Annotated in this window: 26 protein-coding genes and 1 tRNA gene; 10 read left to right on the top strand and 17 right to left on the bottom strand. The window is 51.6% G+C overall.

Translation table 11 applies throughout. The features are described from left to right. Positions 1–24: 24 nt before the first annotated feature. The gene (locus HJG40_RS10780) at positions 25–879 is read right to left on the bottom strand and encodes a D-alanyl-D-alanine carboxypeptidase family protein (protein ID WP_226857389.1); all 855 of its coding nucleotides are present in this window, start codon (positions 877–879) and stop codon (positions 25–27) included. Positions 880–1,135: 256 nt separating this feature from the next. Here HJG40_RS10780 and HJG40_RS10775 point away from each other — a divergent pair, with 256 nt between their 5' ends. The 3 genes from HJG40_RS10775 to HJG40_RS10765 all read left to right on the top strand — a co-directional run bounded on the left by HJG40_RS10775 (position 1,136) and on the right by HJG40_RS10765 (position 3,087). Next, the gene (locus tag HJG40_RS10775) at positions 1,136–1,897 is read left to right on the top strand and encodes a sulfite exporter TauE/SafE family protein (RefSeq protein WP_215864191.1); all 762 of its coding nucleotides are present in this window, start codon (positions 1,136–1,138) and stop codon (positions 1,895–1,897) included. Between the two features lie 24 nt (positions 1,898–1,921). Beyond that, positions 1,922–2,929 (top strand): class I SAM-dependent methyltransferase, encoded by a 1,008-nt coding sequence (locus tag HJG40_RS10770; RefSeq protein ID WP_215864190.1) that lies wholly within the window; start codon positions 1,922–1,924, stop codon positions 2,927–2,929. Positions 2,930–3,011: 82 nt separating this feature from the next. Beyond that, positions 3,012–3,087, top strand: a tRNA-Ala gene (locus HJG40_RS10765). Positions 3,088–3,237: 150 nt separating this feature from the next. On the opposite strand, the gene HJG40_RS10760 is transcribed toward HJG40_RS10765, so the two are convergent. The 3 genes from HJG40_RS10760 to HJG40_RS10750 are packed head-to-tail and all read right to left on the bottom strand — an operon-like array spanning position 3,238 to position 4,062. Continuing rightward, positions 3,238–3,429, bottom strand: a complete 192-nt coding sequence (locus HJG40_RS10760) for a hypothetical protein (RefSeq protein WP_215864189.1) — start codon at positions 3,427–3,429, stop codon at positions 3,238–3,240. Positions 3,430–3,453: 24 nt separating this feature from the next. Further along, a complete protein-coding gene (locus HJG40_RS10755; RefSeq protein WP_215864188.1) occupies positions 3,454–3,768 on the bottom strand; it encodes a HigA family addiction module antitoxin in 315 nt (104 codons plus the stop codon). A 15-nt stretch (positions 3,769–3,783) separates the two neighbouring features. Next, on the bottom strand, positions 3,784–4,062 hold the full coding sequence (locus HJG40_RS10750) for a type II toxin-antitoxin system RelE/ParE family toxin (protein ID WP_215864187.1): 279 nt from the start codon (positions 4,060–4,062) through the stop codon (positions 3,784–3,786). A 263-nt stretch (positions 4,063–4,325) separates the two neighbouring features. On the opposite strand from HJG40_RS10750, the gene HJG40_RS10745 reads away from it, so the two are divergent. From HJG40_RS10745 to HJG40_RS10715, 7 genes are all read left to right on the top strand, one after another. After that, positions 4,326–5,792 (top strand): DUF3375 domain-containing protein, encoded by a 1,467-nt coding sequence (locus HJG40_RS10745; protein WP_368356085.1) that lies wholly within the window; start codon positions 4,326–4,328, stop codon positions 5,790–5,792. Between the two features lie 34 nt (positions 5,793–5,826). Beyond that, positions 5,827–6,483: a DUF4194 domain-containing protein gene (locus HJG40_RS10740; protein ID WP_226857388.1), complete on the top strand. Its 657-nt coding sequence runs from the start codon at positions 5,827–5,829 to the stop codon at positions 6,481–6,483. Beyond that, positions 6,476–9,868 (top strand): ATP-binding protein, encoded by a 3,393-nt coding sequence (locus HJG40_RS10735; RefSeq protein WP_215864184.1) that lies wholly within the window; start codon positions 6,476–6,478, stop codon positions 9,866–9,868. The genes HJG40_RS10740 and HJG40_RS10735 overlap by 8 nt, the downstream gene beginning before the upstream one ends. Then, the gene (locus HJG40_RS10730; protein WP_215864183.1) at positions 9,865–11,076 is read left to right on the top strand and encodes a DUF3322 domain-containing protein; all 1,212 of its coding nucleotides are present in this window, start codon (positions 9,865–9,867) and stop codon (positions 11,074–11,076) included. The genes HJG40_RS10735 and HJG40_RS10730 overlap by 4 nt, the downstream gene beginning before the upstream one ends. Before the next feature lie 71 nt (positions 11,077–11,147). Further along, a complete protein-coding gene (locus HJG40_RS10725) occupies positions 11,148–11,717 on the top strand; it encodes a phosphoribosyltransferase family protein (RefSeq protein WP_215864182.1) in 570 nt (189 codons plus the stop codon). A 10-nt stretch (positions 11,718–11,727) separates the two neighbouring features. Next, positions 11,728–13,383: a sulfate adenylyltransferase gene (gene sat / locus HJG40_RS10720; protein ID WP_215864181.1), complete on the top strand. Its 1,656-nt coding sequence runs from the start codon at positions 11,728–11,730 to the stop codon at positions 13,381–13,383. A gap of 9 nt (positions 13,384–13,392) precedes the next feature. Continuing rightward, positions 13,393–14,937 carry an NFACT RNA binding domain-containing protein gene (locus tag HJG40_RS10715; protein WP_215864180.1) on the top strand — a complete coding sequence of 515 codons (1,545 nt, stop codon included), beginning with the start codon at positions 13,393–13,395 and terminating at the stop codon, positions 14,935–14,937. Between the two features lie 27 nt (positions 14,938–14,964). Here HJG40_RS10715 and HJG40_RS10710 read toward each other — a convergent pair whose 3' ends face one another. The 13 genes from HJG40_RS10710 to HJG40_RS10650 all read right to left on the bottom strand — a co-directional run. Next, the gene (locus HJG40_RS10710) at positions 14,965–15,390 is read right to left on the bottom strand and encodes an RrF2 family transcriptional regulator (protein WP_215864179.1); all 426 of its coding nucleotides are present in this window, start codon (positions 15,388–15,390) and stop codon (positions 14,965–14,967) included. 118 nt (positions 15,391–15,508) lie between these two features. Next, positions 15,509–16,126, bottom strand: a complete 618-nt coding sequence (locus HJG40_RS10705; protein ID WP_215864178.1) for a hypothetical protein — start codon at positions 16,124–16,126, stop codon at positions 15,509–15,511. Between the two features lie 356 nt (positions 16,127–16,482). Further along, positions 16,483–17,319 (bottom strand): cytochrome c biogenesis protein CcsA, encoded by an 837-nt coding sequence (gene ccsA, locus HJG40_RS10700; protein WP_226857387.1) that lies wholly within the window; start codon positions 17,317–17,319, stop codon positions 16,483–16,485. A gap of 68 nt (positions 17,320–17,387) precedes the next feature. Next, positions 17,388–18,251 (bottom strand): sulfur oxidation c-type cytochrome SoxA, encoded by an 864-nt coding sequence (gene soxA, locus HJG40_RS10695; RefSeq protein ID WP_215864177.1) that lies wholly within the window; start codon positions 18,249–18,251, stop codon positions 17,388–17,390. Between the two features lie 28 nt (positions 18,252–18,279). Next, positions 18,280–18,663, bottom strand: coding sequence for a sulfur oxidation c-type cytochrome SoxX (soxX, locus tag HJG40_RS10690; RefSeq protein WP_215864176.1), 384 nt, complete (start codon positions 18,661–18,663; stop codon positions 18,280–18,282). A 47-nt stretch (positions 18,664–18,710) separates the two neighbouring features. Then, positions 18,711–20,453 (bottom strand): cytochrome c biogenesis protein ResB, encoded by a 1,743-nt coding sequence (locus HJG40_RS10685; RefSeq protein WP_226857390.1) that lies wholly within the window; start codon positions 20,451–20,453, stop codon positions 18,711–18,713. An 82-nt stretch (positions 20,454–20,535) separates the two neighbouring features. Beyond that, the gene (locus HJG40_RS10680; protein ID WP_215864174.1) at positions 20,536–21,267 is read right to left on the bottom strand and encodes an Aq_1264-related membrane protein; all 732 of its coding nucleotides are present in this window, start codon (positions 21,265–21,267) and stop codon (positions 20,536–20,538) included. A 42-nt stretch (positions 21,268–21,309) separates the two neighbouring features. Continuing rightward, entirely contained in the window at positions 21,310–23,043 is a 1,734-nt protein-coding gene (gene soxB / locus HJG40_RS10675) for a thiosulfohydrolase SoxB (protein ID WP_215864173.1), read from the bottom strand. 41 nt (positions 23,044–23,084) lie between these two features. Beyond that, a complete protein-coding gene (gene soxZ / locus HJG40_RS10670) occupies positions 23,085–23,414 on the bottom strand; it encodes a thiosulfate oxidation carrier complex protein SoxZ (RefSeq protein WP_226857386.1) in 330 nt (109 codons plus the stop codon). 46 nt (positions 23,415–23,460) lie between these two features. Next, complete coding sequence (soxY, locus tag HJG40_RS10665; RefSeq protein ID WP_215864172.1) at positions 23,461–23,964, bottom strand: thiosulfate oxidation carrier protein SoxY; 504 nt, start codon at positions 23,962–23,964, stop codon at positions 23,461–23,463. A gap of 35 nt (positions 23,965–23,999) precedes the next feature. Continuing rightward, positions 24,000–24,512 carry a DUF302 domain-containing protein gene (locus tag HJG40_RS10660; RefSeq protein ID WP_215864171.1) on the bottom strand — a complete coding sequence of 171 codons (513 nt, stop codon included), beginning with the start codon at positions 24,510–24,512 and terminating at the stop codon, positions 24,000–24,002. Positions 24,513–24,903: 391 nt separating this feature from the next. After that, complete coding sequence (locus HJG40_RS10655) at positions 24,904–25,329, bottom strand: RrF2 family transcriptional regulator (protein ID WP_215864170.1); 426 nt, start codon at positions 25,327–25,329, stop codon at positions 24,904–24,906. A gap of 14 nt (positions 25,330–25,343) precedes the next feature. Beyond that, the coding region (locus tag HJG40_RS10650) for a UbiA family prenyltransferase (RefSeq protein ID WP_215864169.1) at positions 25,344–25,806 on the bottom strand (463 nt) is incomplete at its 5' end.

Here is a 25,806-nt window from a genome sequence, read left to right as displayed (position 1 = left end):
AAAGCTTTTCGGCCCACCGCCGTTTCAGGGTGCCGAGGTTTTTTCCAGATGGGGTACGGCAGGCAGCCAGAGCGTTCTGGCAAAACCCCAGTCGAGCAATTTGAGACTTTGCCAGGAGGCTTTCCAGAAACCACGGTTTTCATCGGTAAATGAAGGAACCCCCAGAATCACGGCAATGAGTTGCACCCCATTTTGGGTGCCCGTAGCTACCAGACAGTGACCAGCGGCGTCGGTATAACCGCTTTTCATGCCGGTGATGAAAGGCACGCGGCCTACCAGCAAATTAGGATTAGGACTGGTAATGCCTGCGTAAGTGAAATTCTCATGATTGAAAAAATGCATGTACTGCGGAAAATCCGTCATAATCCGCTTGGTGAGAATAGCAATATCATAAGGACTGGCGGTGTTATTGGGATGGGGAAGCCCGTCCGGATCATAATAGGTTGTCGATAACATACCGATTTTACGCGCCGTCTGATTCATTTCACGCACGAAGGCCGGGACACTACCAGCCACCAGATGCGCAGCTTCCACAGCAGCGTCGTTTCCTGAAGGAACCGTCATCCCCAAAATCATCTGAGCTACTGAAAAGTGCAATCCAGGATGCATGAACATGCTGGAACCACCGGTTTCCAATGCTGCCGGGCAGGGTACAAACTCCTGGTGCACCTGCAAGCCACCGGCATGAATGTCCTTGAACAGCAAATACAAGGTCATGAGTTTGGTAATACTGGCAATCGCATAGGGTCGATAAGCATTTTTGGCGGCGATGATGGCGCCGGTTTGGGCATTCATCAAAATATAGGCGCGGGCATCAATGGGCGGCAGACCGCTGCCGTCAGTATCGGCGCGGGCCGTAGGGATACCCGAAATAAGCATCCATCCTAGTATAAACAGGCCCAGGAACCATAAATGAAGCCTGTAGGAACGAGGTATGAATAATGCAGTATTTGCAGACGGATGCGGCAGCATGGGTTAGCCCTCCCCATTAACGGGATGCAAGGTTAAAGCAATTTCTCAGGATAGTTTCATATTAGGCTATTTTTTCTGAAATGCCTATATGTTCGCAATTGCTCGGAAGCGTGGCATGTCCGGGATCTGGAAGACACTCCTCAAAACTTATAGACTGGTCGGTATGAACTTACACGCATCCCTTTCTTATGCCACCCTCATCCACTCTCCCCTCCTCTGGGCAATCGCCGGATTCATCATTCTCCTGGCTTTTTACGTCCGGGCAGTAATCGGGTTTGGTTCTGGACTGATTTCCGTGGCCTTGCTCACGCTGATATTCCCCATCAAGGAAGTGGTGCCAGTCGTACTGCTTCTGGATCTTCTCGGTTCAGTATTACTAGGAGCCTATGATTTTCGGGAAATGCGCTGGCCGGAGTTACGCTGGCTAATCCCCGGCAGCATCATTGGTCTGGCAATCGGTTCTTATATACTGGCTGATACCAATGCTCAGAATTTGACCCGATTCCTTGGCGTATTCATTTTGGCTTACGTGGTCTATGCACTCGTCATGAAACCCGATCGCCTCCCACGCATCAGCCTGCCTTGGGGCACACCGCTCGGTATTTTTGGGGGGATCGTGGGTAGCCTCTATGGCGGGGGTGGACCACCTATCGTCGCCTACCTGCAAATGCGGCATCTGGATAAGCGCGCATTTCGCGCCACTTTTCAGGGAATTGCGCTCACAGACAATGTATTGCGCGGCTTCATGTATGTGGCCCTGGCGCTGTTGACCTGGCAACTGGCCGTAGGTTTTTTAATGTTGATCCCGCCAGTGTTGCTAGGCCTTTGGGCAGGCAATCGTTTACACCTGCGTATCAACCAACGCGCTTTTTTATTAGGCACACTGGGATTGCTGACCGTAGTCGGCCTGAAATACCTGATTTAACTTATTGAACAACAAGGAGACCACATGACTTTACGCAGCATGGAAGAACTCAGACAGCAGGCTCAGGGCGCACAATCCCTGAATATTGCTTTCATAGGTGTCGTCAATGGACTGTTCAGCGCCCTGCACCAACTGCAGAAGGCTGATTCCCAACGTCTTGCTCAACAAACGGGTATGGATGCAGGATACGTCACGCGGTGGTGCGACGCTGCTTATGCTTTTGGCTGGCTGGAACTCAATGCCGAGGATCAGTGGCAACTCAGCGAAGATGGTGACAGCATGCGCCCCGAGGCTTCGGGAAGCCGAATGGCAACAGCTATTGGTTCGGTCCTGTCGGCACATATGGCTGAACGCGCCGCAGGACTGATGCGCACGGGCGAACGTCCGGGTGAAAAAGTACTGGCTGAACGGGAAACCATTCTGCCCTGGTTTGGACTGATGCTGGAAAACAATTTCCGCAAGACTTTTGAAGAAAAAATCTGCCCGCAGGTTCCCATATTTGCCGAAGTGGACGCCCGGGGAGGTCTTGCTGTGGATTTGGGTTGCGGAAATGGCTGGTATTTACGGGCACTGGCACAGCGCTGTAACAATTTGCGCGGCCTCGGTCTGGATGGCTTCGCGGAAAATGTGCGTCAAGCTCAGGAAACAGCCCAACTGGAAGGTCTTGGTGACCGACTGCACTTTTCTGCTGGCGACATCCATGCATTTTCACTACCAGAACCGGCAGATCTGATTGCCATGAATCGCGCTCTGCATCATGTCTGGGAAAAACGTGGGGCTATTTTTGAAAAACTGCGCAGCAATCTCAAAGCAGGAGGCGCTGTGGTCATTTGGGAACCCGCCTGGCCAGATGATCATCGCCGCCTGCGCGAAGCACCCTTGCGGGGCATGGCTTACCAGAATCTCACCGAGCATGTGCAAGGGAATCATTTCCTGCATCCTGAGGAAATCGCCAGCGCCTTAAAAGAAGCCGGACTGAGGCCCGAAATCTTCCCGTTTGGCAGCGATGTAATGGTGGTGGGGCGCTGCTGAGCAGAAAAAACTGACAGCGAGCTCTGCCATTAGTTTACAAGCATTGCATTCCGTGAGGCTTCTCTTTATCCTTTGCGCTCATGGGGCGGTAGCTCAGCTGGGAGAGCGTCGCGTTCGCAATGCGAAGGTCGGGAGTTCGATCCTCCTCCGCTCCACCAAATAAAACAATGGCTTAGGTTGAATGACCTAGGCCATTGTTTTTGCAGATTTGACAAAGACGGTAACCGAATCGGCTGGCAGGTGAGAGTGCGCAAGCGCGGTTACCCCGCCCAGACCCGGACTTGTCGGACCAAGACCGAGTGGCCAGTTCAACGCGATTCTTTCACCAGTCGCAGCACATCCTCATCCGTCAGTTCCCGTGCAGCCGGTGTCAGATGGGCGTCAGTGCCGGTGAAATGCGCCTCGATTTCGGCAACCGCTTCTCTGCGCTTGCGCCGGGCAGCCTGTAAATCCTGGAGTATATCATGGGAGGGGCCTCCTGTAGGTTGTGGATGGGACACAATGACTCATTTTATCTTAATGAGTCAGGCGACCTGCGTATGACGGATGAGGGCCTGCATGACATGGGGTGTTCCCGCCTGACGGGCTTGCCAAAGGTCATAGGCCGCTTGTTGGGCGATCCAGACGTCAGCACGGCCCCCATTCTTAAGACCGAGCCAAGCCTCAAGTCGTAGCGCCATCTCTGGAGAAATGGCGGCACGACCATTGAGCACACGCGACAAGGTGGGTCGCGATACGCCAAGCTGCTTTGCTGCTTCAGTAACCGTCAACTCCAGAGCGGGCAAGATATCGTCCCGCAGAAGAAGTCCTGGGTGGGGTGGGTTGTGCATGAGGTTCATAGCGTTCATCCGGATTCAGTGATAGTCCACGTAATCGACCAGGATGGCGTCACCATCCTCGAAGGCAAAAACCAATCTCCAGTTCCCGCTGACCCATACTGCGAAGTGTCCTTGCAGGGTTCCATGGAGTAGGTGCAGTTTCCATCCAGGGATGTTCATGTCATCCGGGGCCTGGGCGTTCTCCAGACGGGCCAGGATTCGTGCGATCTTGGTGGCATGGTCCGGTTGAATCCCGGCCTTGCTCCCCGATTCATAGAAGGCTTGCAGGCCCTTGTGGCGGAAACTTTTAATCACTCCGCATTGTGCGGTGTAACGCCACAGAGATCAACATCGTCCGGTCAGAGAAATCAGAATCAGACAGAATGCGCCATTCTGTCTCATAGATACTGCCCTGCACCCATCGGAATCCAAACCCGCCAAGGTTGCACCAATGTCCGCATAGACAGCGGCAACACTCTTTGGATGATGCTTAAGGTTTCGCACAACACGGTGACCATGGTACACATTCTGCATTATGCTAGAACTTTGCCGGTATTGTTTAGGTACAATAATGAGGTTTGTATTACTTGGTAACTCTTGACTACGCCACCCTTGACGCCCTGCGTAACCATCACCCCGCATGGCGCCTGTTACGTTCAGATCATGCACCGCTGGTAGCGAGCTTTTTGCATAGGATATTCTTAGTGCCAAATGAGCGGGTGATGGCAGCGGCGGATTTAGCCGAAGCACTGGAAGATGAGTTGTATGCCTTACGCCTGCATCTGGGTGAGGCTGCATTCCCCAAGCCTGCACTGGAATACCTGAACGACTGGGCAGAGTCCGAAAAGGGCTGGCTGCGCAAGTTCTATCGCACGGGCACGGACGAGGTGCAGTTTGATCTGACCCCAGCTACTGAAAAGGCTATTGCCTGGTTGACGCAACTCAGTGAACGGCAATTTGTCGGAACCGAATCTCGCTTGCTCACTCTCTTTGGCCTGCTCAAGCAGATGAGCGAGGGCAGCGAAGCCGACCCGGCCAAGCGTATTGCCGAATTGCACAAAAAACGTGACGACATTGATGCCGAGATTGCCAGGGTGCTGGCGGGCGATGTATCGCTGCTGGATGACACGGCGGTGAAAGATCGTTTTCAGCAATTCATGCAGGGCGCGCGCGAGTTACTCACCGATTTTCGCGAGGTGGAGCACAACTTCCGCCAGTTGGACCGCCGCGTGCGTGAGCGTATTGCGCTATGGGAAGGCAGCAAAGGGGCGTTGCTGGAAGACATCATGGGTGAGCGCGATGCTATTGGTGATTCCGACCAGGGCAAGAGTTTCCGCGCCCTTTGGGATTTTCTGTTATCCAGCCGTCGGCAAGAAGAATTGACCAATCTGCTGGATCAGGTACTGGCACTACCCGCCGTGGTGGACCTGAACCCGGACACCCGTACCCGCCGGGTACACTACGACTGGATGGAAGCTGGGGAGCATACCCAGCGCACTGTTGCCGTCTTGTCCCAGCAATTACGCCGCTTTCTGGATGACCAGGCCTGGCTGGAAAACCGCCGTATCATGGATATTTTGCATGGCATTGAAGGCAAGGCGCTGGCGCTCCGCAGCACAGCTCCGACAGGCCCGGTGATGGAAATGGCTGCGGCCAGCGCAGATATTGTTCTGGCGATGGAGCGTCCAATGTTCACCCCGTCCATCAAACCAATGATTACCGAAATCATCCTGCAAGCCGGCGATGAAAACATTGATCCCTCCAGGCTTTTTGAACAGGTCGTCGTCGATAGGGCCCGGCTAACCCGCCATATTCGCCACGCTTTGCAAGACCACACCCAGATCAGCTTGCATGAACTGATCACGCATCAGCCCTTGCAACAAGGGCTGGCTGAATTAATTGCCTACCTACAATTGGGCAGTGAAGTGTTCCGCAGCGTAGTGGATGAAAACACGATCGAATCCATCCGCTGGCAGACAGCGGATATGGAAGGTCAAACGCTTATTCGCAGCGCGCGACTACCCCGCGTGATTTTCATGCGCTGAACAAGAATCGAGGCAAGAGATGGAAGTAGAATATTTGAACACAACACAAACTACGCCGGTTGCTACGTCTGCAGACTTGTCGGTGCTGTTGATTGGCCTGCTCAAAGGCGTGCTCTACCGTGAAAATGACGAGCGCCAATGGACCGCACTGTTGAAGCTGCAAGCGCGGGTGCGTGATTATGTGGCCGTGCTCAATCTCGACCTGGTGCTGGATGAGGCTGAAGGCTATGCCTTCCTGAAAAGCCACCCTGAACCGACTGAGGATGACCCCTCCCCGCGTTTACCACGTCTGGTAGCTCGTCGACCATTATCTTTTGCCGTGAGTTTACTGCTCGCCTTGCTGCGCAAAAAACTGGCCGAGTTTGATGCTGGTGGGGGCGATACGCGACTGGTCCTATCCCGCGATGACATCGTGGATCTGGTGCGAGTATTTCTGCCCGATGGCCCGAATGAAGCCAGGCTGATTGACCAGATTGAAACCACAATCAACAAAGTCGTCGAACTGGGCTTCCTACAAAAACTCAAAACAGCCGGCGGCGCCACTGCTGGACCAGCCAATTATGAGGTGCGGCGCATTCTGAAGGCCTTTGTAGACGCCCAATGGCTGGCCGAACTGGATGAACGTCTGACTAGCTACCAGGGGCAACTGGCTGGCACGACCAGCAGCAGGGAAGAAGCTGATCATGAATGACCCACAATTATTGGACCTCGACTTCTGTGCCGATGACACATTGTCAGGATTCCGGCTGACCAGGCTGGAGGTGTTTAACTGGGGCACCTTTGACAACCGGGTCTGGACGCTGCAACTGGATGGCAAAAACGGGTTACTGACAGGCGATATCGGTTCAGGTAAATCTACCTTGGTGGATGCCATCACTACCCTGCTGGTACCTGCCAACCGGGTGGCTTACAACAAGGCAGCCGGTGCAGACAACAAGGAACGCACCCTGCGCTCTTATGTGCTTGGCCATTACAAATCCGAGCGCAATGAGATCACCGGAGCAGCCAAACCAGTGAGCCTACGGGATCAAAGTAGCTACTCCGTCATTCTCGGCGTATTTCAGAATGCAGGCTATGCCCAGACGGTGACACTGGCTCAGGTATTCTGGATGAAAGACTCCCAGGGGCAGCCCGCACGATTTTTTCTGGGCGCGGAAGGGGCGCTGTCCATTACCGCTGACTTTGCCCAATTCGGATCGGACATCGCTCAATTACGCAGAAATCTGCGCGGCAAGGGTGCAGAATTACAGGACAGCTTTCCACCCTATGCGGCGTGGTTCCGTCGTCGCTTCGGTATTGAAAACGATCAAGCGCTGGAATTGTTCCACCAGACAGTATCGATGAAATCGGTAGGTAACCTGACGGACTTCGTACGCAGCCACATGCTGGAACCTTTTGAGGTTGACCGGCGCCTGCAAGACCTGATCAGTCACTTTGATGATCTCAACCGGGCGCATCAGGCTGTACTGAAAACCCGGCAACAAGTTGAGCTACTCACACCGCTGATTGCAGACTGCGTTCGCCACAAGGCAATGCAGGCTGAGGCCGACAACTTGCGGGCTTGCCGGGAAGGTCTACGCTCTCACTTTGCTGGCCTGAAACTCGGGCTGATCGACAAACGCCTGGGTTCGCTGACAGAAGACTGGGATCGGGTGGATGCCCAGATACAAAAACTGACCGTGTTACACGAAGCTCATGGCCAGCAAGTGGATGAACTGAAGCAGGCCATCAATGCCAACGGTGGTGATCGACTGGAATCTCTGTCCAGCGAAATCCACAAGAAAGAGAAGTCGCGGGATGTACGTAAAGCCAAGGCTGCCCGTTATGCGGAACTGACCGCCGTACTGGGCGAAGCGCCAGCAAACGAGGCCGCCGACTTCGCCGTACAACGTGGCAAATATCAAAGCTGGCGGGAGGAAACCCGCAACTGCGCTGCTGACCTGCAAAACGCCCTTACTGAAAATAGTGTAAACATGCGCCAGGGCAAGCAGGAGCATGCCCAACAAAGTCTCGAAATCGACAGCCTCAAGCGGCGCCGCAGCAACATTGATGATCAACAAATCCAGATCCGCGCTGCCCTATGTGCGGCTTTGAATTTGAATGTGAATGACATGCCTTTCATCGGTGAGTTGATCCAGGTGCGTGACAATGAACGCGATTGGGAAGGCGCAGCCGAACGCTTGTTACGCGGCTTCGGTTTGGCGCTGCTGGTGCCGGATGCACATTACAAGGCAGTGGCAGAGTGGGTGGATGCGGCCCATCTACGTGGCCGTCTGGTGTACTTTCAGGTACGCGCACGTAGGGCCGCTGAACTGCCAGACCTGCACCGGGACTCACTGGTCCGCAAACTGACCATCAAGCCTGACTCGCCCTATTATGACTGGCTGGAGCGCGAACTGGCCCATCGCTTTGATGTGGCCTGTTGTAGTACGCAAGAGCAGTTTCGTCGTGAAACGCGCGCCATCACTCGTGCAGGCCAGATCAAAGACCCAAGTGGCCGCCATGAAAAGGACGACCGTCACCGCATTGATGATCGCAGCCGCTATGTGCTGGGCTGGAGCAATAGCGCGAAGATCGCCGCACTGGAGGCCAGGCGTCGCCAGCTTGAGGAACAACTGGCTGAAATTGGCAGTCAGATTGCAGCCATCCAGAAGGAACGTGATGCGCTCAATAACCGCCTTGATGCCCTGACCCGTCTTGAGGAATTCACCACCTTTGATGAACTGGATTGGGCCAGCGTCGCCACCGAGATCGCCCGTCTGGTAGATGAGCGCCAGCGGCTGGAATCCGCGTCGGATATTCTCAAACAACTGCGCAACAACCTGCATACCCTGCTGAAAAAACAAAAGGAAACTGAGGAAACACTACAGGCGGCACGCGACAAACGCGCCAAGATAGAGCAGCGGCGCACTGACGCGCAAGCATTGCGTCAGCAAACCGAAGCACTGCTGCAGGATACGATCATTGACGACACCTTGTCGACAAAACTCGAAGCCATGCGCTCCGAAGTACTGGGTGAGCACCAACTCAGTATTGAGTCTTGTGATAATCGTGAGCAGGATCTACGCAAATGGCTGCAAGACCGACTCGATGCCGAACAAAGGCGACTGGGAAATCTTGCTGAGAAAATCATCAAGGCCATGGTTTCCTTCAAAGAGCAGTTCAAGCTCGAAACCGCCGAGATAGATGCGAGTCTTGAAGCGGCTTTTGAATATGAAAACCTGCTGACCCAGTTGAATCGTGACGATCTGCCACGTTTTGCGATGCGCTTCAAAGAACTGCTCAATGTTAACACCATCAACGAAATCGCCAATTTTAATGCCCAATTGGCCCGCGAGCGCGAAACCATCAAGGAACGTATTGCCCATATCAACCAATCGCTGGGCGAGATCGACTATAACCCCGGCCGTTACATCGTGCTCGAATCACAGCCCAGTCCCGATGCAGAAATCCGCGATTTCCAGCAGGAATTACGCGCTTGCACCGAGGGTGCCGTCACCGGCTCAGACGACAACCAGTATTCCGAGGCCAAGTTCCTGCAGGTCAAGTCCATTATTGACCGCTTCCGGGGCCGTGAGGGTTTGTCGGAGCAGGATCGGCGCTGGACCAGCAAGGTTACCGATGTACGTAACTGGTTCATCTTCGCTGCCAGTGAGCGCTGGCGGGAAGATAACAGCGAGCACGAGCATTACTCGGACTCCGGCGGCAAGTCAGGTGGGCAAAAGGAGAAACTGGCCTATACCATCCTGGCAGCTAGCTTGGCCTATCAGTTTGGCCTGGAATGGGGCGCAGTGCGTTCCCGTTCTTTCCGTTTTGTGGTCATTGATGAGGCCTTCGGGCGTGGTTCGGATGAGTCGGCCCAATATGGCCTGAAATTATTCCAGCAACTCAACCTACAACTACTGATCGTGACCCCTCTGCAGAAAATACACATCATCGAACCCTTTGTTTCCAGTGTGGGATTCGTTCATAACGAAGGTGGGCGGGCCTCGCAGCTACGCAATCTTTCCATTGAAGAATATCGGGCGCAGAAAGCCTCTATGAACGCCCAATCTGTGCAGGTGCTGGCGCCGTGACATGGACTGACCCGCAGCAATTGAAAAAGCAGTTGATGCGGCTCTGGGAACGCGGAGAACTGCTGCGGGACGCGGTGACCGGCAGGGAGCGTTTTCCTTTACGCCTGGCCCTCAAGACCCCCAACTCAGCGGATATCACCGATCATTTTGAGGCAGTGCGCGCCTGGGCCACCGAATTGGCATCGACCAAATTCGTGCGGGTGGAGTGGCAGGCGCTTCGTCATCACGTTCAGGGCACGCAGAACCTGCCAGCTTGCGTGTGGGTCGAGACATTGGAAGATGCACTGAACTGCTTGGGCAAGCGCAAAGATTGGGACTGCTTTATTGAGCAGGTTTCCGTCACCCGGCAAACCCATCCCGCCTTGCTGTCCTGGCTGGAAAGACGTCCTCTCCAGGCGCTGGCGCTGTCCACCGATTGGCCCCGACTGTTGGCTGTGGTGACCTGGCTGGTCAAACATCCCCGCCCTGGCATCTACTTGCGGCAGGTGGATTTACCTGGCGTACATAGCAAATTCATCGAAACCCATCGCGGAGTGCTAACCGAGTTACTCGACCTGACCTTGCCGGTGAATGTGGTGGACGTCAGCAAAACCGGCATCAGCCAGTTTGCTGCCCGATATGGCTTTCTGGAAAAACCAACGCGCATTCGCTTTCGCGTGCTGGACCCTAAAATTTGTATCTTGCCCGGTTCGTCATCCCCCGATGTAACGCTGGATGCGGACAGCTTTAGTCACCTGGATCTGGCTGTGCAGCGGGTATTCATTACGGAAAATGAGACCAACTTCCTGGTCTTCCCACCGATGCATCATGCCATCGTGATTTTTGGTGCAGGTTATGGTTGGGATGCATTGGCTCGTAGTCATTGGCTAAACAATTGCGCAATCCATTACTGGGGCGATATTGACACCCATGGTTTTGGCATTCTGGATCAGCTTCGCGGCCATTTTGACCATGTGGATTCTTTTCTGATGGACAGAGCAACGCTGGATACCCATGCTGCCTTGTGGGGCAGTGAGGACAAGCCCTTGCAGGTTGACCTGCACCGACTCACAAGCGCAGAACGATCCCTCTACGATGTCCTGCGCGACGCGCACATTCGCCCTGGGCTCAGATTGGAACAGGAACACATCGGTTTCCAGTGGCTGACTGATCACCTTCAACAACTGGATGACATGACTACGCCCAATCCTGGCATTTTCCCTGGTTAATATAAGCCTGATCATCCTACCAACTACCCACCCCCCTCCCCCTGTGGCAAAATGCCGCAAAAGGAGCATTCATGAACCCCACAGATTCCCATTCCAACAGCCATCCTCTCAATATCAATGGCGTGCAGCGTTACCTTCCCCTATTCAAAGTACAGCCGGATTTAGCCATCGCTGTCCTTAATATTCTTGGCGACACCGAGCTCACCGAAGCTGCGGCTGCCGCCCTTCAGCAGCGCATGGCGGATATTGATTTTGATGTGATTGTCACCGCAGAGGCCAAGAGCATCCCACTGGCTTATGCGCTGTCCGTGCATAGCGGTCGCCCCTATGTGGTGCTTCGCAAAAATTATAAATCCTACATGGGTGAGGCGTTATCTACCGAGACGCTGTCCATTACCACCGGCAAAACCCAGACCCTGTATCTGGATGCCAAGGATCGCGCGGCAATTCAGGGCAGGCAGGTAGCCCTGGTGGATGATGTGGTGAGTACCGGCTCTACTTTGGCAGCCATGCGCACCCTGATGGCTCAGGCTGAGGCCGAAGTAGCCGCCGTCGCCGCCATTTGCACTGAGGGCAATGCCGAGCAGTGGGCTGAAGTCATCGCACTGGCCCATCTGCCCGTTTTTCCGATAAGCGCCTGAAGTTATTTTCATGAAAAATAATGCCATACACGTACTGACGCTGCGCCAGCGTTGTGACCTTGAGCTGCTCTTGACGGGCGCTTTTGCACCGCTGAAAGGCTTTTTGGATCAGGCCAACTGGCAATCGGTGGTAGAAAATATGCGCCTTCGGGATGGGACACTTTGGCCCATCCCTATTGTGCTGGATGTAGAGGATGTTCTGGGCACCACCTTGCGCGCGGGTGACCATTTACGTCTGGAACGCAGCGACGGCACGCCACTTGCCGCCATGACGGTCTCCGACTGTTATCAACCGGACAAAAAACTGGAAGCTGAGGCAGTTTATGGCAGCACGGACAGGAACCATCCTGGTGTGGCAGAGCTTTTCACACGGGGCTCCTGGTATGTGGGGGGTACTGTCACGCCCTGGGATGCCCATACGCTTAGCCGTGCTTCAGCGGTAGAATTTCCGCCTGAATATCAGACTCCCGAGCAGCTGCGTGCGCAGTGGACGGGACAGCATCCGGTAGTCGCCTTCCAGACGCGCAATCCTCTGCACCATGCCCACATTGCCGTCACCCAGGCGGGTCTGGAGCAGGCCGGAACCGGTGCCAAACTATTACTGCACCCCGCCATCGGGCCCACCAAACCCGGAGACATAGAGGCCGCCTATCGCATGCGGGTGTATCGCGCGGTACTGGATCATTATCCGCAGGGGCGGGCACTGCTTTCTCCCCTGCCCTTGGCCATGCGGATGGCCGGGCCTCGGGAAGCTCTGTGGCACGCTCTGATCCGGCGCAATTTTGGTGCGACTCATTTCATTATCGGGCGGGGCCATGCAGACCCTGGCGCATCGGCTGGCGGTCTGTTTTATCCCACTTTTGCAGCTCAAGAACTATTTGCCCGGCACGCACAGGAAATGGGTATTTCCGGCATATTCCTCCCGGAATTCGCCTATTCCCCTACCCGGCAGCAATATGTCCCGGTCAGCGAAGCCAATGGTGAAGCCCTGGCAGGCATTTCAGGAACCGAATTACGCCGCAAGCTCGCCAACCGTGAGGAAATTCCCGAATGGTTTTCCCCCTCAGAGGTGATCAGGATTTTGCGTCAGGCTTATCGTGGCGCGGACCGGCGCGGGTTGGTCATCTGGTTTACGGGCCTTTCTGCCAGTGGCAAAAGTACGCTGGCCGGAATGTTGGTAAGACAACTCGAAGCGGAGGATGAACGTGCGGTAACCATGCTCGACGGCGACATTATCCGCCGTTTTCTGTCCAAGGGATTAAGCTTCAGTCGCGACGATCGCGATGAAAATATCCGTCGTATTGGTTTTGTGGCCAGCCTGGTCGCACGTCACGGCGGTATTGCAGTGGTAGCGGCCATTTCTCCTTATCGACAGGCACGTGCTGAAGCGCGACGCCTGGTGGAAGAAGCAGGCGGACTTTTTCTGGAGGTGCATGTAGCCACACCCTTGGCACTCTGTGCCGAACGCGACCCCAAAGGGCTTTACGCTAAAGCTTTGCGTGGAGAAATCAAAGGATTTACGGGGGTAGATGACCCCTACGAAGAACCCGAACATCCGGATTGCGTGGTGAATCACGCCCAGCAAGAACCTGCAGCGGCTTTGGCATGCCTGATGGATTTATTGCACCGCTCGGGAGCCGTAAACGACCACGCTGCAGGACGCTGAATTCTCACCATGGATACCCTGCAACTGGCAGCCGCTGCGCAATTTTTTCAGCAACAATTGGCCGGACAAAGCATCCATAAAATCAGTGCGGCGGCAGGTGGCATCTATTTGCACACAGGCAAGCAGACCATGGCCTGCGTGGTTCAGCGAGCGCCGTTGGGGCTCTGGCTGGCGCCAGAAACGGTCACGGCAGAGGAACAGAGCCATTGGAGTAATCCTCTTCAACAACGGCTCAAAGGCTTTCGGATTGAACGGATTGTCGTTCCCTGGGCTGATCGAATTGTGCGTCTGGACTTCAGCCGCAGACATATCAGCAAGCGGGTAGATCAGCTCAGCGTCATTGCCGAGTGTTTCGGAGGGCGCGGTAATCTGGCCCTTCTGGATGCACAAGAGCAAATTCGCTGGGCCTGGCGTTGGGATAGTCTTGACAGCCCTGCCGCGCCCCGCTTTCTACCGGGAATTGTGTACCAACCACCAGAATCTGCTCGTCTTTTTGAAGAATCGCTGTCTGATCCAACCATCTGGTTACAGTGTATGGCACCGCGCTATCGCCCTGGCAGCGCCACAGCACAAGCGTTCATTCAGGAACAATGGGCTCTACGTTCGGCTACCAGCGCCTGGTGGCAAGTAAAGACCGAAGCGGGGCAAAATCTGCTTTATCCCCTCCGCTTACCAGATGGCCTGCCCATGCAGGCCATGGCCCCGGATATTGCCCTGCAACTTCCTGCATCCACCCTTGCCCAGGGCCCATCGCCAGCGGAACAGGCGCTCGCCACAGAAAAAAATCGCCTGCACCAACGCATCCAAAAAATGCGGCATGATCTGCTGCAGTGGGAAGCCCCCGAATACTACCGGACATTGGCCTTTGCCCTGTTTGCCGTACCGGACTCCATCGCCCGAACGGCCAGCATTCAGGCGACCGATCATACCCAGGGGGATGGCAGGATGCTGGAAATCGCTGTCACGCCTGGCCAGTCGCTGCATCAGCAAGCCCAAAAATACATGCAGAAAGCCATGCGCAGCCAGCGTGCCGTTCAGAAAATTCAGCAGCGCCTGCAGGATAGTGAAAAGCTGCTCGACGAATTGCTGTTTAAGGGACAGGATGCACTCCCCCTGACGCAGAGGCTTCCGCAAATGCAAAATGCAGCCGTTCGTCACAAGGGTCAGGAGCCGACAACGCGCGGGTTGGCAGCGCCTTTTCACCACACGATTATTGCGGGATTCGACATTTTTTGGGGAAATAATGCCCGGGAAAATGATCGCCTCACCTTTCGTTTCGCTAAAGGCTGGGATCTCTGGTTTCACGTGCAGGATCTGGGCGGAAGTCATGTGATTCTGCGCCGCGAAAATGCCAGCACCCTGGTCCCAGAACAGATTATTGCTGCGGCTGCCCGCCTGGCCTTGCAACACAGCCAGTCACGGGCATTGAGTGCCGAAGTGGACTGGACTGAAGTTCGACAGGTGCAGCGTAAGCCCGGTGCCGGACCGGGTCAGGTTATTTACCGCCATTTTCAGACTATTCGGGTACGCCGCGACGCGCACGATGAAGTATAATTTGCTCAAGCCGTTTCCGCTTTGGCTTTAAGCCACCTGCATCTTGGAAAAAGTCATTTTTGCCATTTCGCAAATGGTCTGGGTACGTAACCATTCCACTTCCTGACGACGCAGGTCAGTCCACTGGCGATGCAAAGGGCAGGCTGTTTCATCCGCACACACCTTCAAACCTAACACACAATGTGGCGATAACGGATGCCCCTCAACGGCCTCAACCACATCCATAATATTCAAGGACTCAGCTGCGGGAAGCAGCAAAAATCCCCCTCCCCGGCCTTTTACCGATCCCAGAAATCCGCGCTTGGCGAGGCTCCGCATAATTTTGGTAATACACTGAACGGGAACCCCGAGATAATCGGCGATTTCACGACTCAGTACCGGCTCTCCGCGCTGTTGTGCGGCAATATATATCAGGCCGCGCAGGGCTTGTTCGGTGGCTTTGCTCAATACCATGGGTCTTCCCCTATTTTTTACATATAACAAGAGCCACACTTCTTACAGTGCAGCTCTTGATGGGTTCATCAAACTAATACAAGGACCAACAAAATTGCTTCTTACCGGCCTGCTGAATTCAGGCGGAATGAGCCTGTGCAGAAGAGGATGATGTACCACCACCCATCTTCAGAAGATTACGACGCATGGCCCAAGCCATACCGAACATGGCGGCAGCAAACGCAGCAGAGAAGCCAATAATGATCCAGTTGTACACGGAAGGACCGGCATCCGGGGCCAGCGCAAAGATAAATTGCAGAGCAACGGCCAAAGCCAGATAAGCCGTAGAACCAATAATCATCACCGCTTCTTTATTGCGCACATTACGCAGTACCCAAATACCTTCAATTACACCGACAATCGCCACCCAGGCAAAAATGGTCAGTAATGTAGGTAACAAACTGGCACCCTGTGAAAGAACAATGACCGCAATGCCTGCCGCAATGCCAATGACAGCCTTAATGGCAATCAAAACCTTTGGACAGGCGCCACTCCCTTTCTGGGCAAGGCGAATGGCAGAGTAACCCCCATCAAAAAACACATAAATGGCAAAAAACCAAACCAGCAAAGTCATGGTTTCACCAAAAGCAATCAGTGATGCAATTACAAATAATAAGGCGGCAACACCCCGTGCGGCGAGTAACGGCCAAGAGAACAGGGTCAGGCGGGCATGTTGAGTTGATGCTTGTGAATTCATATAGACACCTCTTTTTATCAGAGCTATTACACAGCATCGTTATTTTCGGAATGAAATATTATTCATCCACATGAGATACTGTTATCTAGTTTATAGCTTATGCTTTCCCTGATAACAACAATAAATTTTTTAATAGGATTGTGAATATATGAATGTAGAATAAGCAGTATATATTATTATTATTATATAGTTATTTTTTAGAAGTTCTTTACTGCGGCATTTAGGCTTTTAAAATCATGCACAAACCACTAGGCATCGCCGACCGGAGCGATGCCTAATATAAACCACCATACCTTACAGCTTGGCGTAAGAATGAAGCCCGCCAAGAAAAAGATCCACACCAATAAAGCAGAACGTCACCGTGACCAGTCTGCCCGCTCTCTCAATAAATAAGCGACGCCCACCATGGCGGCCAGATAAAAATTGGCATAGGCAACGAACTCGCAGGGAACATGCAGTTTTATCCAGAAACTCTGCAAAGCAGGAATAACGGGCTGAATCTGATTCTGATGATAGGCGACCCCCACCCAGACCAGAAAAATATCGGCAACAAGAATCATCGGCATGGCAAAAGCCCCTAACCCCCGATTTTTGCCTTGACCTTCGTAATACAAGTAAAAAAGTGCCGTGGTGGTACAGAGAAGCACCATGGCATCGTACATATTGGTCACCGGAATATGCCCCCAGGAGGGGTGACCGATGTAAGTCTGCTGCCAACGAATGGCAAGACCCGCAAAACCCAGAGCTACAGTAATCCAGGCAAAACGATGCCCCCAGTCCCCAGCGGATTGATTGCCGCTAAATAAATAACGATAATACCCTATGGCGCTGATCAGTATCGCCCCACTCATCCAGTAAAACATGGCGTCACTTTGGAGTACATAATACAGCAGTACATTATTTGCGGCTGTGTACCCCAACTGATAAAGCCCCACACCTATTGCCGCAATCCCAATCACTACCAAAAACAGAATCCTGAAGGCCGGCCAGCGGATTCCAAACCGCATGAGACCCACATACCACAGACCAAGGACAATAAACTGCCACATCCAAAAATCGGCGCGAAACAAATACCAGACCAAAAAAGCACCGATGGTCAGGAAAACCGCCCATAACTGGGCTGCCAAACGTCCCTCAGCACGCATTCCACCAAAGGTCAGTAGGTGTCGGATTTCAGAGCTTTCGGTAGACATATATATACTCCTGCAGATGCTGACAGATTAATCTGATCTGTCAGCATCCGTTCACAATAAATGAATGATCAAGGGCGGTAACCGGGCACATTGATTTTGATGCCATTACTGATGTAAGACATAAAATACTCCAGATTACGATAATTGACGCTTTCCAGTTTTTGCGGAATCGCACCCACTTTTTTGTCGCAACCCTGAAAACGTTTTTCAAAAGTATTCACTGCGCCCCAGGCGGCCCGGTAAGTTGGATAATGCGCACTTTGGCCCAGCAAAGGGGAAATAATCTGGGCTCTGAGATACTTACCCGCATAAGCCACATGACAGGTCGCGCAGCTGAAATTGAGTTGCCCACGTTTCATGAAGTAATTTGCCTTCCCTTCTTCAAAGGCTTTGACGGCGCCTGGTCCCTGTACTTTGATATCTACCGGCATACCGTTGGACAGCGAAGTAAAGTAGGTATCCAGAGCGATCATAGAGGCGCTCCCATACTTGAGGGGCTGAAGATGATTTTCAACCCGACAAGTATTCAAACGCATCTGAGTCGTGACCACCTGACCACTTTTGTTATCAAAAAACGGATAACTGGCGGCTACGCCTTTACCGCCATCCTTAAAGCAGGACGCGTAGGTTTTTCCGTCCGGGAATTTTTTCTGCCAGGCAGCTTTACCCTGACTGAGCGTCAGATCGCCCGGATTGAACTGGATGGCCTGCTGATATTGTTGATACATTTCCGGGCTGAAGGCATAACTACCGAGCGCGTATTTCTGTAGAGACATTTTCGGAAACTGCTCTTTAAAATACTGGTGAAAATTCTTGAGCGTTTGTTCAGGACCCACTTTGGTATTACCCAGATTCCACCAGTCGATCGCTTCTGCACTCCCTGCAATTCCTACCAGGCTGATCGCGGCAGCAACTATCAATAATTTTTTCATGATTGCACTCCTTTTTTGGATAACGACCTTAGCCTTTTAATGACCATAGGTAATCGGTTACCAATTCCATCTGGTGATGCGTCAGCACCTTATTTTTACCAAACTGAGGCATATTGATGTGCGGGATCACTTTTTCCGGATCATACAAAAAATCCACAAGTTTTTCTTTTGTTTTAAATATAGCCTTGAGGGGTAAGACTGACAGATCGGGACCCACATCACCCGCCATTGTACCACCAGGCAACACATGGCAGGCCAAACAATTACCTTGCGTGCGGTTAAATGCAATGGACTTTCCGGCAGCAATATTTTGGGCATTAGTCATAGGTGCTGCCACGGCGGCAGTTTCAAATCCTATAAAACCAGCAGCGCATGTTATTACGGCTATGACGACTAATTTTGATGTTCTCATGACGACCTCCTGTTAAAATTTCCAACTCTCGTTAAAAAGGTGTCCATTCATAGTTTCTCCTGCAATTTATCATTCAGCTCCTCCATGTCTCGATGAAAATCTTCTTCATTTCTTGAACTATCCCCAAATAGCTTTATTCGGCGTCCTTTATTATCATCCTCACTCATCTGAATCCAGATACGCCGACGGGGAACATAAAATAAAATGAATATCCCAAAAACCAGGGCGAAACAGGCCACATAAATAACTTTCATGCCGGGGTAACGGGTAATTTCCAGGCCTGCAGACCAATGCAAATCATAATCATGAAATACTGTCAGGAATGGCAGCGGATAGGCGCGCAACTCCTGCATGGCTTTCAGGCTGGCCTGTAAAAAATCGTCTCTCTCATGCGGCGTTAAGAAAACCTGAGTTTGTGTTTCGGCCTTCTTTAGATTATTGATAAAAACGGTTTTTGAGGCATTCTCACCATTTCTGGCGGCTTGCTCCAGATCCCCAAGATATGTCATAAACAAGCGGATACCATGTTCTGGTCCCTGTGGAATTGTCAGATAGTGATAAGCACTCGATCCGCTCTCTCTAAACCCGATCAACCGATAGGCTTCACCATGCCGGGAAAAGGCTTTCATGTAGGATTTAAGAATAATGCGGGTGTGATCACGATCATTATTCACCAGATAACTTACGGTCGGCCCCATATTGATCATTCCATGATCAGGTCCTGAAGAAAGACCCACTGCTTTACGGGGTATGACATTCTGGGTTTTGAAGTCAGTGATGGAAATCGCATATTTTGAACCAAATGTTTTCAGATGTTCACCAACACTGGTAGAAATAGCAGCCGGTGGTAACGCTGGTGCAGACAGCAGATAGTTGTGCAGTTGCAATTTTGAAGCACTGTCGGAATAGCTGGACTGATAAATCTGCACACCATCCACCGACATCGGATGATTGACGCGGACAATACCGGTTTTGAACTTTTTCCCATCATGATGATAAAGAGAAATCGTCGAGACAAAGTCCTTGGCGAGACCGTTGGAATAATGCGTAACCTTGAAAGCATCCAGCCGCAACATAAATGGAAGATGCTGAACTAAAAAACCATCACCCACCAGCTCAAAAATCGCATTGACGGTTTGCCCGACCGGAATGGTGATAATGCCACGAAATGCGGAACTCGTGGACGATAGCCAACTCGACTGCGGAATTTTTGAGAGGGGAAGATCAAAATTCTTTTCAGGATGTACGGTACCCATCCATTCGGCCCACTTCAGGGGAAGATTGGCGTTATACAAAGCACCCGCACAAAACAAAATAATTCCCACATGGGTTAACAAATATCCGGTCCGATAAAATCGCCCCTTCTGAGCAAAAATGACCGAGTGTCCGGCGGAGGTCTTGAGTATCTGGGCCTGATAACCAAAATCACCCAGGGTAGCTGTTGCCGATTGAGTCGTCTCAGCATCTGATTTTGATGAAGAAGATTCGAACTGCTCCGGCCTACTTTGTAAAAAACTCTCTGATGGGTTGGATTTTACATGACGCATTTCCCGAAGCATGGAAGGTGCATTACGAAATACGCAAACAGTCGTCGACATAATCAAAAAGGCGACAATCCCCATGTACCATCCACAGCGATAAACATCATACAAATCCAGATTGCCAAATACGGTGAACCAGAAGGTTCCGAATTGATGCAGGTAATCTGTATACACTTCCTGCTGCGGCAGAATAGTGCCAATGATTGAGGCTATGGCGACAAACAGCAGTAAATGGACCGCCAGACGCATGGAACCCAGAACCCGAAAAATAACCCGGAAGCTCAAGGGCTCGGTATAAACGCTGGCTTGGGTTTCTAACATAAATTTTCTCTCACAAGGGTTGCGCTTCCTCTTGGCGGGGAAATAACCAGATCTGATATAAACTGATGGCCATGCCAACTAATACCAGTGGACAGGACAGTATCCCTCCAATTAGTACCAACCAGACCCAATTAGGGTCCTGCTTGGTCAGGAACCAACCCGCAAAATCGAGGAAAAAGGCGAAAAACGGTACGCCAATCATCAAATATTTAGGAACACGCGGAAAACGCGCCTTACTGAATATCCAGCCTGCAATCCAGAAAATGACCCCCAAAGTGGTCAAATGGATCATACCCATCATCAACATCTCTGAATAAGGCATGCCCATATCTACATGGGCTTTGGCCTTGAGCAGTCTGTATGTACCAATATTCGGCATACCCATGGTGTGACATTTCAAACAGGAACCATTAATTAATGGCTTGACCTCCTGTTCATAATCATTGCGGGTTTCACCATTGGCAATCCAATGGTTGACCGCCTGCACCATTTTAGGCCGCTCACTGACAGGAACATGCGCCATGGGCATCATGGCCGGTAACATTTCCTGCAGCTTGCTGGACTTGCGATTTCCGTAGTAAGACCTGGTTACATCCTGAACGGATATTCCCAGCTTACCATTTAATCCTGCATGGGTGACATAGGTGTAGGCCTCCGCAACGAGGAGACCCAAACCCACCAGAAAAATGAAACCCGTATGCATGATTTTTTCAGACATACTGAGATCTGCTAAGCTACGCATAATTGGTCCAACTCCCAATCAAACCCAAACTCATAAAATCTTTTAGAGATCGTATTCTTTGGGAAATGCTATGCCTGGATTACCAGTCATGTTTTTAGTGAGCACTGGTAAGTCACGCGAATTGGCAGACACGGTCTTTTTGGACCGCAACCATTTGGCGAATATATCCCAGACCGGCGTCCCTTCCACTTTTTGCATGGCACCCCAACCTGCCACTTTATAGCGCTTGTTGGCCTGTACCATTTTGCCACCTAGTCGCAAATCAGTAATACGCTTGTCGATAGTTTCACCGGGGTTCATGGTGTACTGGATATTGCCCACCCGGATCATATCCCCACCCTGAATATAATAGGGATTGGGATTAAACAAGTTATCAGCAACCTGCTCCATCACATTTTTCAGCTCGGCGCCGGTGTATTCAGTGACAGTCACCTGAGGATAGGTGATGGCCGTCTGTCCCATGACATCTTCCATGGTGATGGTCTCCCCCGGGAGTTTGCAATAACCCCAGCGGAATCCCGGAGAAAATGCCGCTTCGCAATCCATTTCTTCACGCAACGCATCACACAGAATCTGATCAAAAGTTCCATTGAAATTATCCCGGCGATAGAGGAGACTTTCGGTAACGGCCAAAGGCTCCGCCAGCTTCTTGGCATAAGGTGCGCGTACCTTAGTAATATAATCAGCCATTTCCTGGTCTTCCGGAATCATGTTGGAAATGATGGGAAGATAATTGAAACGCCAGCCATTGAGTTTGCCTTTACCCACATCCAGATCAAATCGAGCGAGAAACTTACCATTGGTGCTGGTATTAATAATCAAGGTGTTATTGATTTTAACCGGACGTGGCCCCATGATTTCATGGGTATGCCCGCCCAGAATAATATCAATACCATTGACTTGTGATGCCATTTTTTTATCGACATCTGCACCATTATGGGAAAGCACCACAACAATATCGGCTTTATGCTTTTGCCGACATTCATCGACCATTTTCTGCATGTGTCCAGGATGAATACCAAAAGCCCATTTAGGAACAAAATAAGCCGGATTGGCAATCGGCGTAAAAGGAAATGATTGGCCAATAATAGCCACTTTGCGGCCGCTCACTTCGCGAATGTCATAAGGATCAAACACAGGTTCGTCCCATGGAATCGTAAACACGTTCTGGGAAAGAAATTTCGCCTTGAGCTTATGCTTGATTAGGTACTCCACCCGGTCCGCACCATAGGTAAACTCCCAATGGCCAACAAAGTAGTCTTCCTTGAGCAGATTCTGGGCACCCACCATATCTTCGGCTTTGGTCCAAAGACTGGTAGCAGATCCTTGCCAGGCATCGCCGCCATCCAGCAAAATCGCTTTTTTGCCCACCTGCTCCCGATACCGTTTGACCAAGGTAGTAATGTGCGCATAACCGCCTATTTTTCCATATTTATGCGCCAGGGTATCAAAATCCATGCAGGATAAAGCGTAACCTTCCGGCGTTCCGGCTTTAATCCCGTAATATTCGAGCTTCTTATCGCCCACCATATGCGGTGTGACGCCCCACTCCTTTTGTTCACGTGTGCCAATATTTGTGCCCGGCTCACGCCACCAAACGGGCAGCAACTGTGCATGGGTATCGGTAATATGGAGTAACGTGACATTACCGTATTCGGGTATTTCATAGGGGTCCTTACCTGAACCCCATGAAGAAGCAATTGCAGATGGCGATAAAAATCCAGTTGCTCCGGCTATACCCATCATCGCCATGAAATCTCTACGTGACAGATTCATACTCACCTCGCGGGTTATCTCTTGTGAAAAGGCTGGTTCATTCAGGCGACAGTAAGAGCCGCCTTACTGGACCAAACACCATTCGTATTGTCTTTCCAGGTCATTTCCAGCGTACCGCTTTCAACAGCGCGCATTTTAAAAGCCAGATAAGGATTAGCGCTGATCGCCGTACTCCAGTCTATATTACATAATGGCTTATTATTAAAAGTTACGGTGACGGTCTGAATAAAGTGCGCAGGAATCAACTTGCCCGCTTTATTTTTACTCAGGCCCGTAGTCATCGGATTCATGATCAACGAACGTACTTCAACAATTTGTCCTTTTTTGGCGTGTGAAGCCATCCGGATCATTGGATTACCCATTGCTGCCATAATAATTTCTCCTTAATCAATTTTGAGGCTTGGAATTTTTTGATATTTATCCACCACAACCGCCGATGGTTACCTTGATTTCCTGGGGTTTGGAAGACATCATCACGCCCTTATTGGTCCTGGCAACAGCTCTGACCATATCCGTTTTCGCCATCTTGATGCGTTCCTGAAAATAAGCATGACCACTTTCGGGCGTAAAATGAAAGGCGCTGGCCAAAGGTGTAGGATTATGATCCACATACAAATATACAGACTCGATATAATCATCGGCGGTCATGGGATGGTCCACATCCACCGTTACCGGAACTGCCGCGCCATTCTCCGCTATGGTAGGTGCGGTCAGACGTACTTTCGCCGAGGTTTTTACTGTAGTGGTATCAATACTGTCTTTCATCGCTTCATCCAGCTTTTTGGCATCAAATGCCGCTGCTGGCCAACCTGCCACATTAGCGGCATTTGCAATGGCTGGCACCAACACCCCAGATCCGGCTACTGCCGCCATACCCACCGCTGACACGCCCAAAAATTTCCGTCTTTTCATCTGTTCCATTGATCTCTCCTTCTAGCCAAACATGAACTTACAAACTACTTCCCTGAAAAGTCAGGGATTTTGGTAATCTGCCGAGACATGGGAATACCTTGCAGCACTTTAATCACGGCACTATCAAAAGATTGTGTGATTTTTTTGGAAGCCGGAGTATTCGCAAAGTCAGCCCGCAATCCATAAACGATGTAACTGTTTTGTCCTTTTGAAAACACATCCAGAGTCAATGGACAACCTGCGGCAGCAGGCCAATCAGCATTAAGCAACTTACTGAAGTCATAAGGATTACAAAATACCAGAGCTTGTACATCGGTAAATTTGTGCTGATTAAAATGGGGTATTTTCAGTTGCTTCTGCTGGGATTGAATCAGCTTCAAAATATTGAGATGAAGCACAATTTTATAACCGCCATCATGCAAAACGTTTTTGACTTCTGACATGGCCGCTTTCATGGGCATATCGACTTTCTCGATATACACTGGGCCGGCTACCGCAGTGACAAATAAACTTGCACAAACACTCACACTTAGTGCTACCAATCCTCGAAATTTCATTCTGGGCAACCCCTTTCCAATGGTTCACTACAAAACATCATGAGACCTTTTGATTTTTCATACCGGCAATCTGATCAAGCGCATCGTGGGAGCCGCCAAATCTAAACTGATTAGTTTATAGCAAACTGTATGCCTAACCTTGAAATGCGCCTATTGAGATCCACAAAAATCCCTGATGGTGCCATCTATTTAATTATTTTATTAAATAGAACAAAAACTTGATTATATATTTGTGGTAAAGACCTACGGCAGTTGTTTATCTGCAGAATCCCGCAGCACCCCACCCATTCGCCGCTGACTATTAGTCCAGGACCAGACCGGTCCAGATGGCACAGAACCCGCTAATCTTGGTCCCGATATGTGCACAACCTCCCAAGGAGCGCACATGGACTTATGCCACATGCACCGGGCTAGCAAACAGCATCTGTGCCATGGCACCAATGCTTTTTTGACGCAGCACTTCCATTTCCTGCCCGCGCAGTTGCGCCCACTGACAATGCACCGGGCAGGCGGTTTCATCGGCACACACCTTCAAACCCAGTAGGCAATGCGGAGTCAGACGCCCTTCCACCGCTTCCACCACATCCAGAATGCTCAAACTGTCCGCATTGCGCGTAAGTACAAAACCGCCGCCACGTCCTTTCAACGATTCCAGCAATCCCCGCTTGGCCAATCCACGCATGATTTTGGTAATACACTGAATCGGCATCCCCAAATATTCAGCCACGTCGCGACTTAACACCGGCGTACCCGGCTTTTGGGCGGCAATATAAATCATGGCCCGCAACGCGCATTCACTGCTTTTGCTGAACATCATGTACCAATCCTCTTTTACCCTAAAAGCAGTTTGCCCAGAATCAGTGCGGTATAAAGCAAAAACAGGTAAGAGATGGAATAAGCGAACATGCTGCGGGCGTATTGATCCATTTCCTGGCCTTCGGGCAGAGCTTTCAGGCGTAAGGCCATGCCTACAAACCAGGCGCCCGAGAGCCAGGCAATGCCGCCGTAAATCCAGTCTCCGGTTAAAAACGCCGGGATCATGCTGACGATCCAGGTGAGAATGGCGTAGTTCAGGACTTCCTTGCGGGTCCGGTCGATGCCGTGGGTGCAGGGCAGCATGGGAATGCAGGCTTTGGCGTAGTCGCGCCGGCAGTTGATGGCCAGTGGCCAGAAGTGCGCGGGGGTCCAGACAAACACCAGCAGCACCAGAACCACTGGGAGGGCGGCGATGCTGCCGGTAATGGCGGTCCAGCCAATCAGGGGCGGCAGGGCACCTGCCAGTCCACCCCAGACA

Source organism: Acidithiobacillus concretivorus (genome assembly GCF_018853445.1).
GTDB classification, from domain to species: domain Bacteria; phylum Pseudomonadota; class Gammaproteobacteria; order Acidithiobacillales; family Acidithiobacillaceae; genus Acidithiobacillus; species Acidithiobacillus concretivorus.
Note: the sequence above shows the minus strand (reverse complement) of the source record. Positions and strands in the feature narration are given on the sequence as shown.

Bases quoted from the DNA above. Each gene is read 5' to 3' on its own strand.
- HJG40_RS10780 (WP_226857389.1), bottom strand. From the start codon at position 879: ATGCTTATTTCGGGTATCCCTACGGCCCGCGCCGATACTGACGGCAGC.
- HJG40_RS10775 (WP_215864191.1), top strand. From the start codon at position 1,136: ATGAACTTACACGCATCCCTTTCTTATGCCACCCTCATCCACTCTCCC.
- HJG40_RS10770 (WP_215864190.1), top strand. From the start codon at position 1,922: ATGACTTTACGCAGCATGGAAGAACTCAGACAGCAGGCTCAGGGCGCA.
- HJG40_RS10755 (WP_215864188.1), bottom strand. From the start codon at position 3,768: ATGAACCTCATGCACAACCCACCCCACCCAGGACTTCTTCTGCGGGAC.
- HJG40_RS10735 (WP_215864184.1), top strand. From the start codon at position 6,476: ATGAATGACCCACAATTATTGGACCTCGACTTCTGTGCCGATGACACA.
- HJG40_RS10725 (WP_215864182.1), top strand. From the start codon at position 11,148: ATGAACCCCACAGATTCCCATTCCAACAGCCATCCTCTCAATATCAAT.
- sat (WP_215864181.1), top strand. From the start codon at position 11,728: ATGAAAAATAATGCCATACACGTACTGACGCTGCGCCAGCGTTGTGAC.
- HJG40_RS10715 (WP_215864180.1), top strand. From the start codon at position 13,393: ATGGATACCCTGCAACTGGCAGCCGCTGCGCAATTTTTTCAGCAACAA.
- HJG40_RS10710 (WP_215864179.1), bottom strand. From the start codon at position 15,390: ATGGTATTGAGCAAAGCCACCGAACAAGCCCTGCGCGGCCTGATATAT.
- HJG40_RS10705 (WP_215864178.1), bottom strand. From the start codon at position 16,126: ATGAATTCACAAGCATCAACTCAACATGCCCGCCTGACCCTGTTCTCT.
- ccsA (WP_226857387.1), bottom strand. From the start codon at position 17,319: ATGTCTACCGAAAGCTCTGAAATCCGACACCTACTGACCTTTGGTGGA.
- soxA (WP_215864177.1), bottom strand. From the start codon at position 18,251: ATGAAAAAATTATTGATAGTTGCTGCCGCGATCAGCCTGGTAGGAATT.
- soxX (WP_215864176.1), bottom strand. From the start codon at position 18,663: ATGAGAACATCAAAATTAGTCGTCATAGCCGTAATAACATGCGCTGCT.
- HJG40_RS10685 (WP_226857390.1), bottom strand. From the start codon at position 20,453: ATGCGTCTGGCGGTCCATTTACTGCTGTTTGTCGCCATAGCCTCAATC.
- HJG40_RS10680 (WP_215864174.1), bottom strand. From the start codon at position 21,267: ATGCGTAGCTTAGCAGATCTCAGTATGTCTGAAAAAATCATGCATACG.
- soxB (WP_215864173.1), bottom strand. From the start codon at position 23,043: ATGAATCTGTCACGTAGAGATTTCATGGCGATGATGGGTATAGCCGGA.
- soxZ (WP_226857386.1), bottom strand. From the start codon at position 23,414: ATGGCAGCAATGGGTAATCCAATGATCCGGATGGCTTCACACGCCAAA.
- soxY (WP_215864172.1), bottom strand. From the start codon at position 23,964: ATGGAACAGATGAAAAGACGGAAATTTTTGGGCGTGTCAGCGGTGGGT.
- HJG40_RS10660 (WP_215864171.1), bottom strand. From the start codon at position 24,512: ATGAAATTTCGAGGATTGGTAGCACTAAGTGTGAGTGTTTGTGCAAGT.
- HJG40_RS10655 (WP_215864170.1), bottom strand. From the start codon at position 25,329: ATGATGTTCAGCAAAAGCAGTGAATGCGCGTTGCGGGCCATGATTTAT.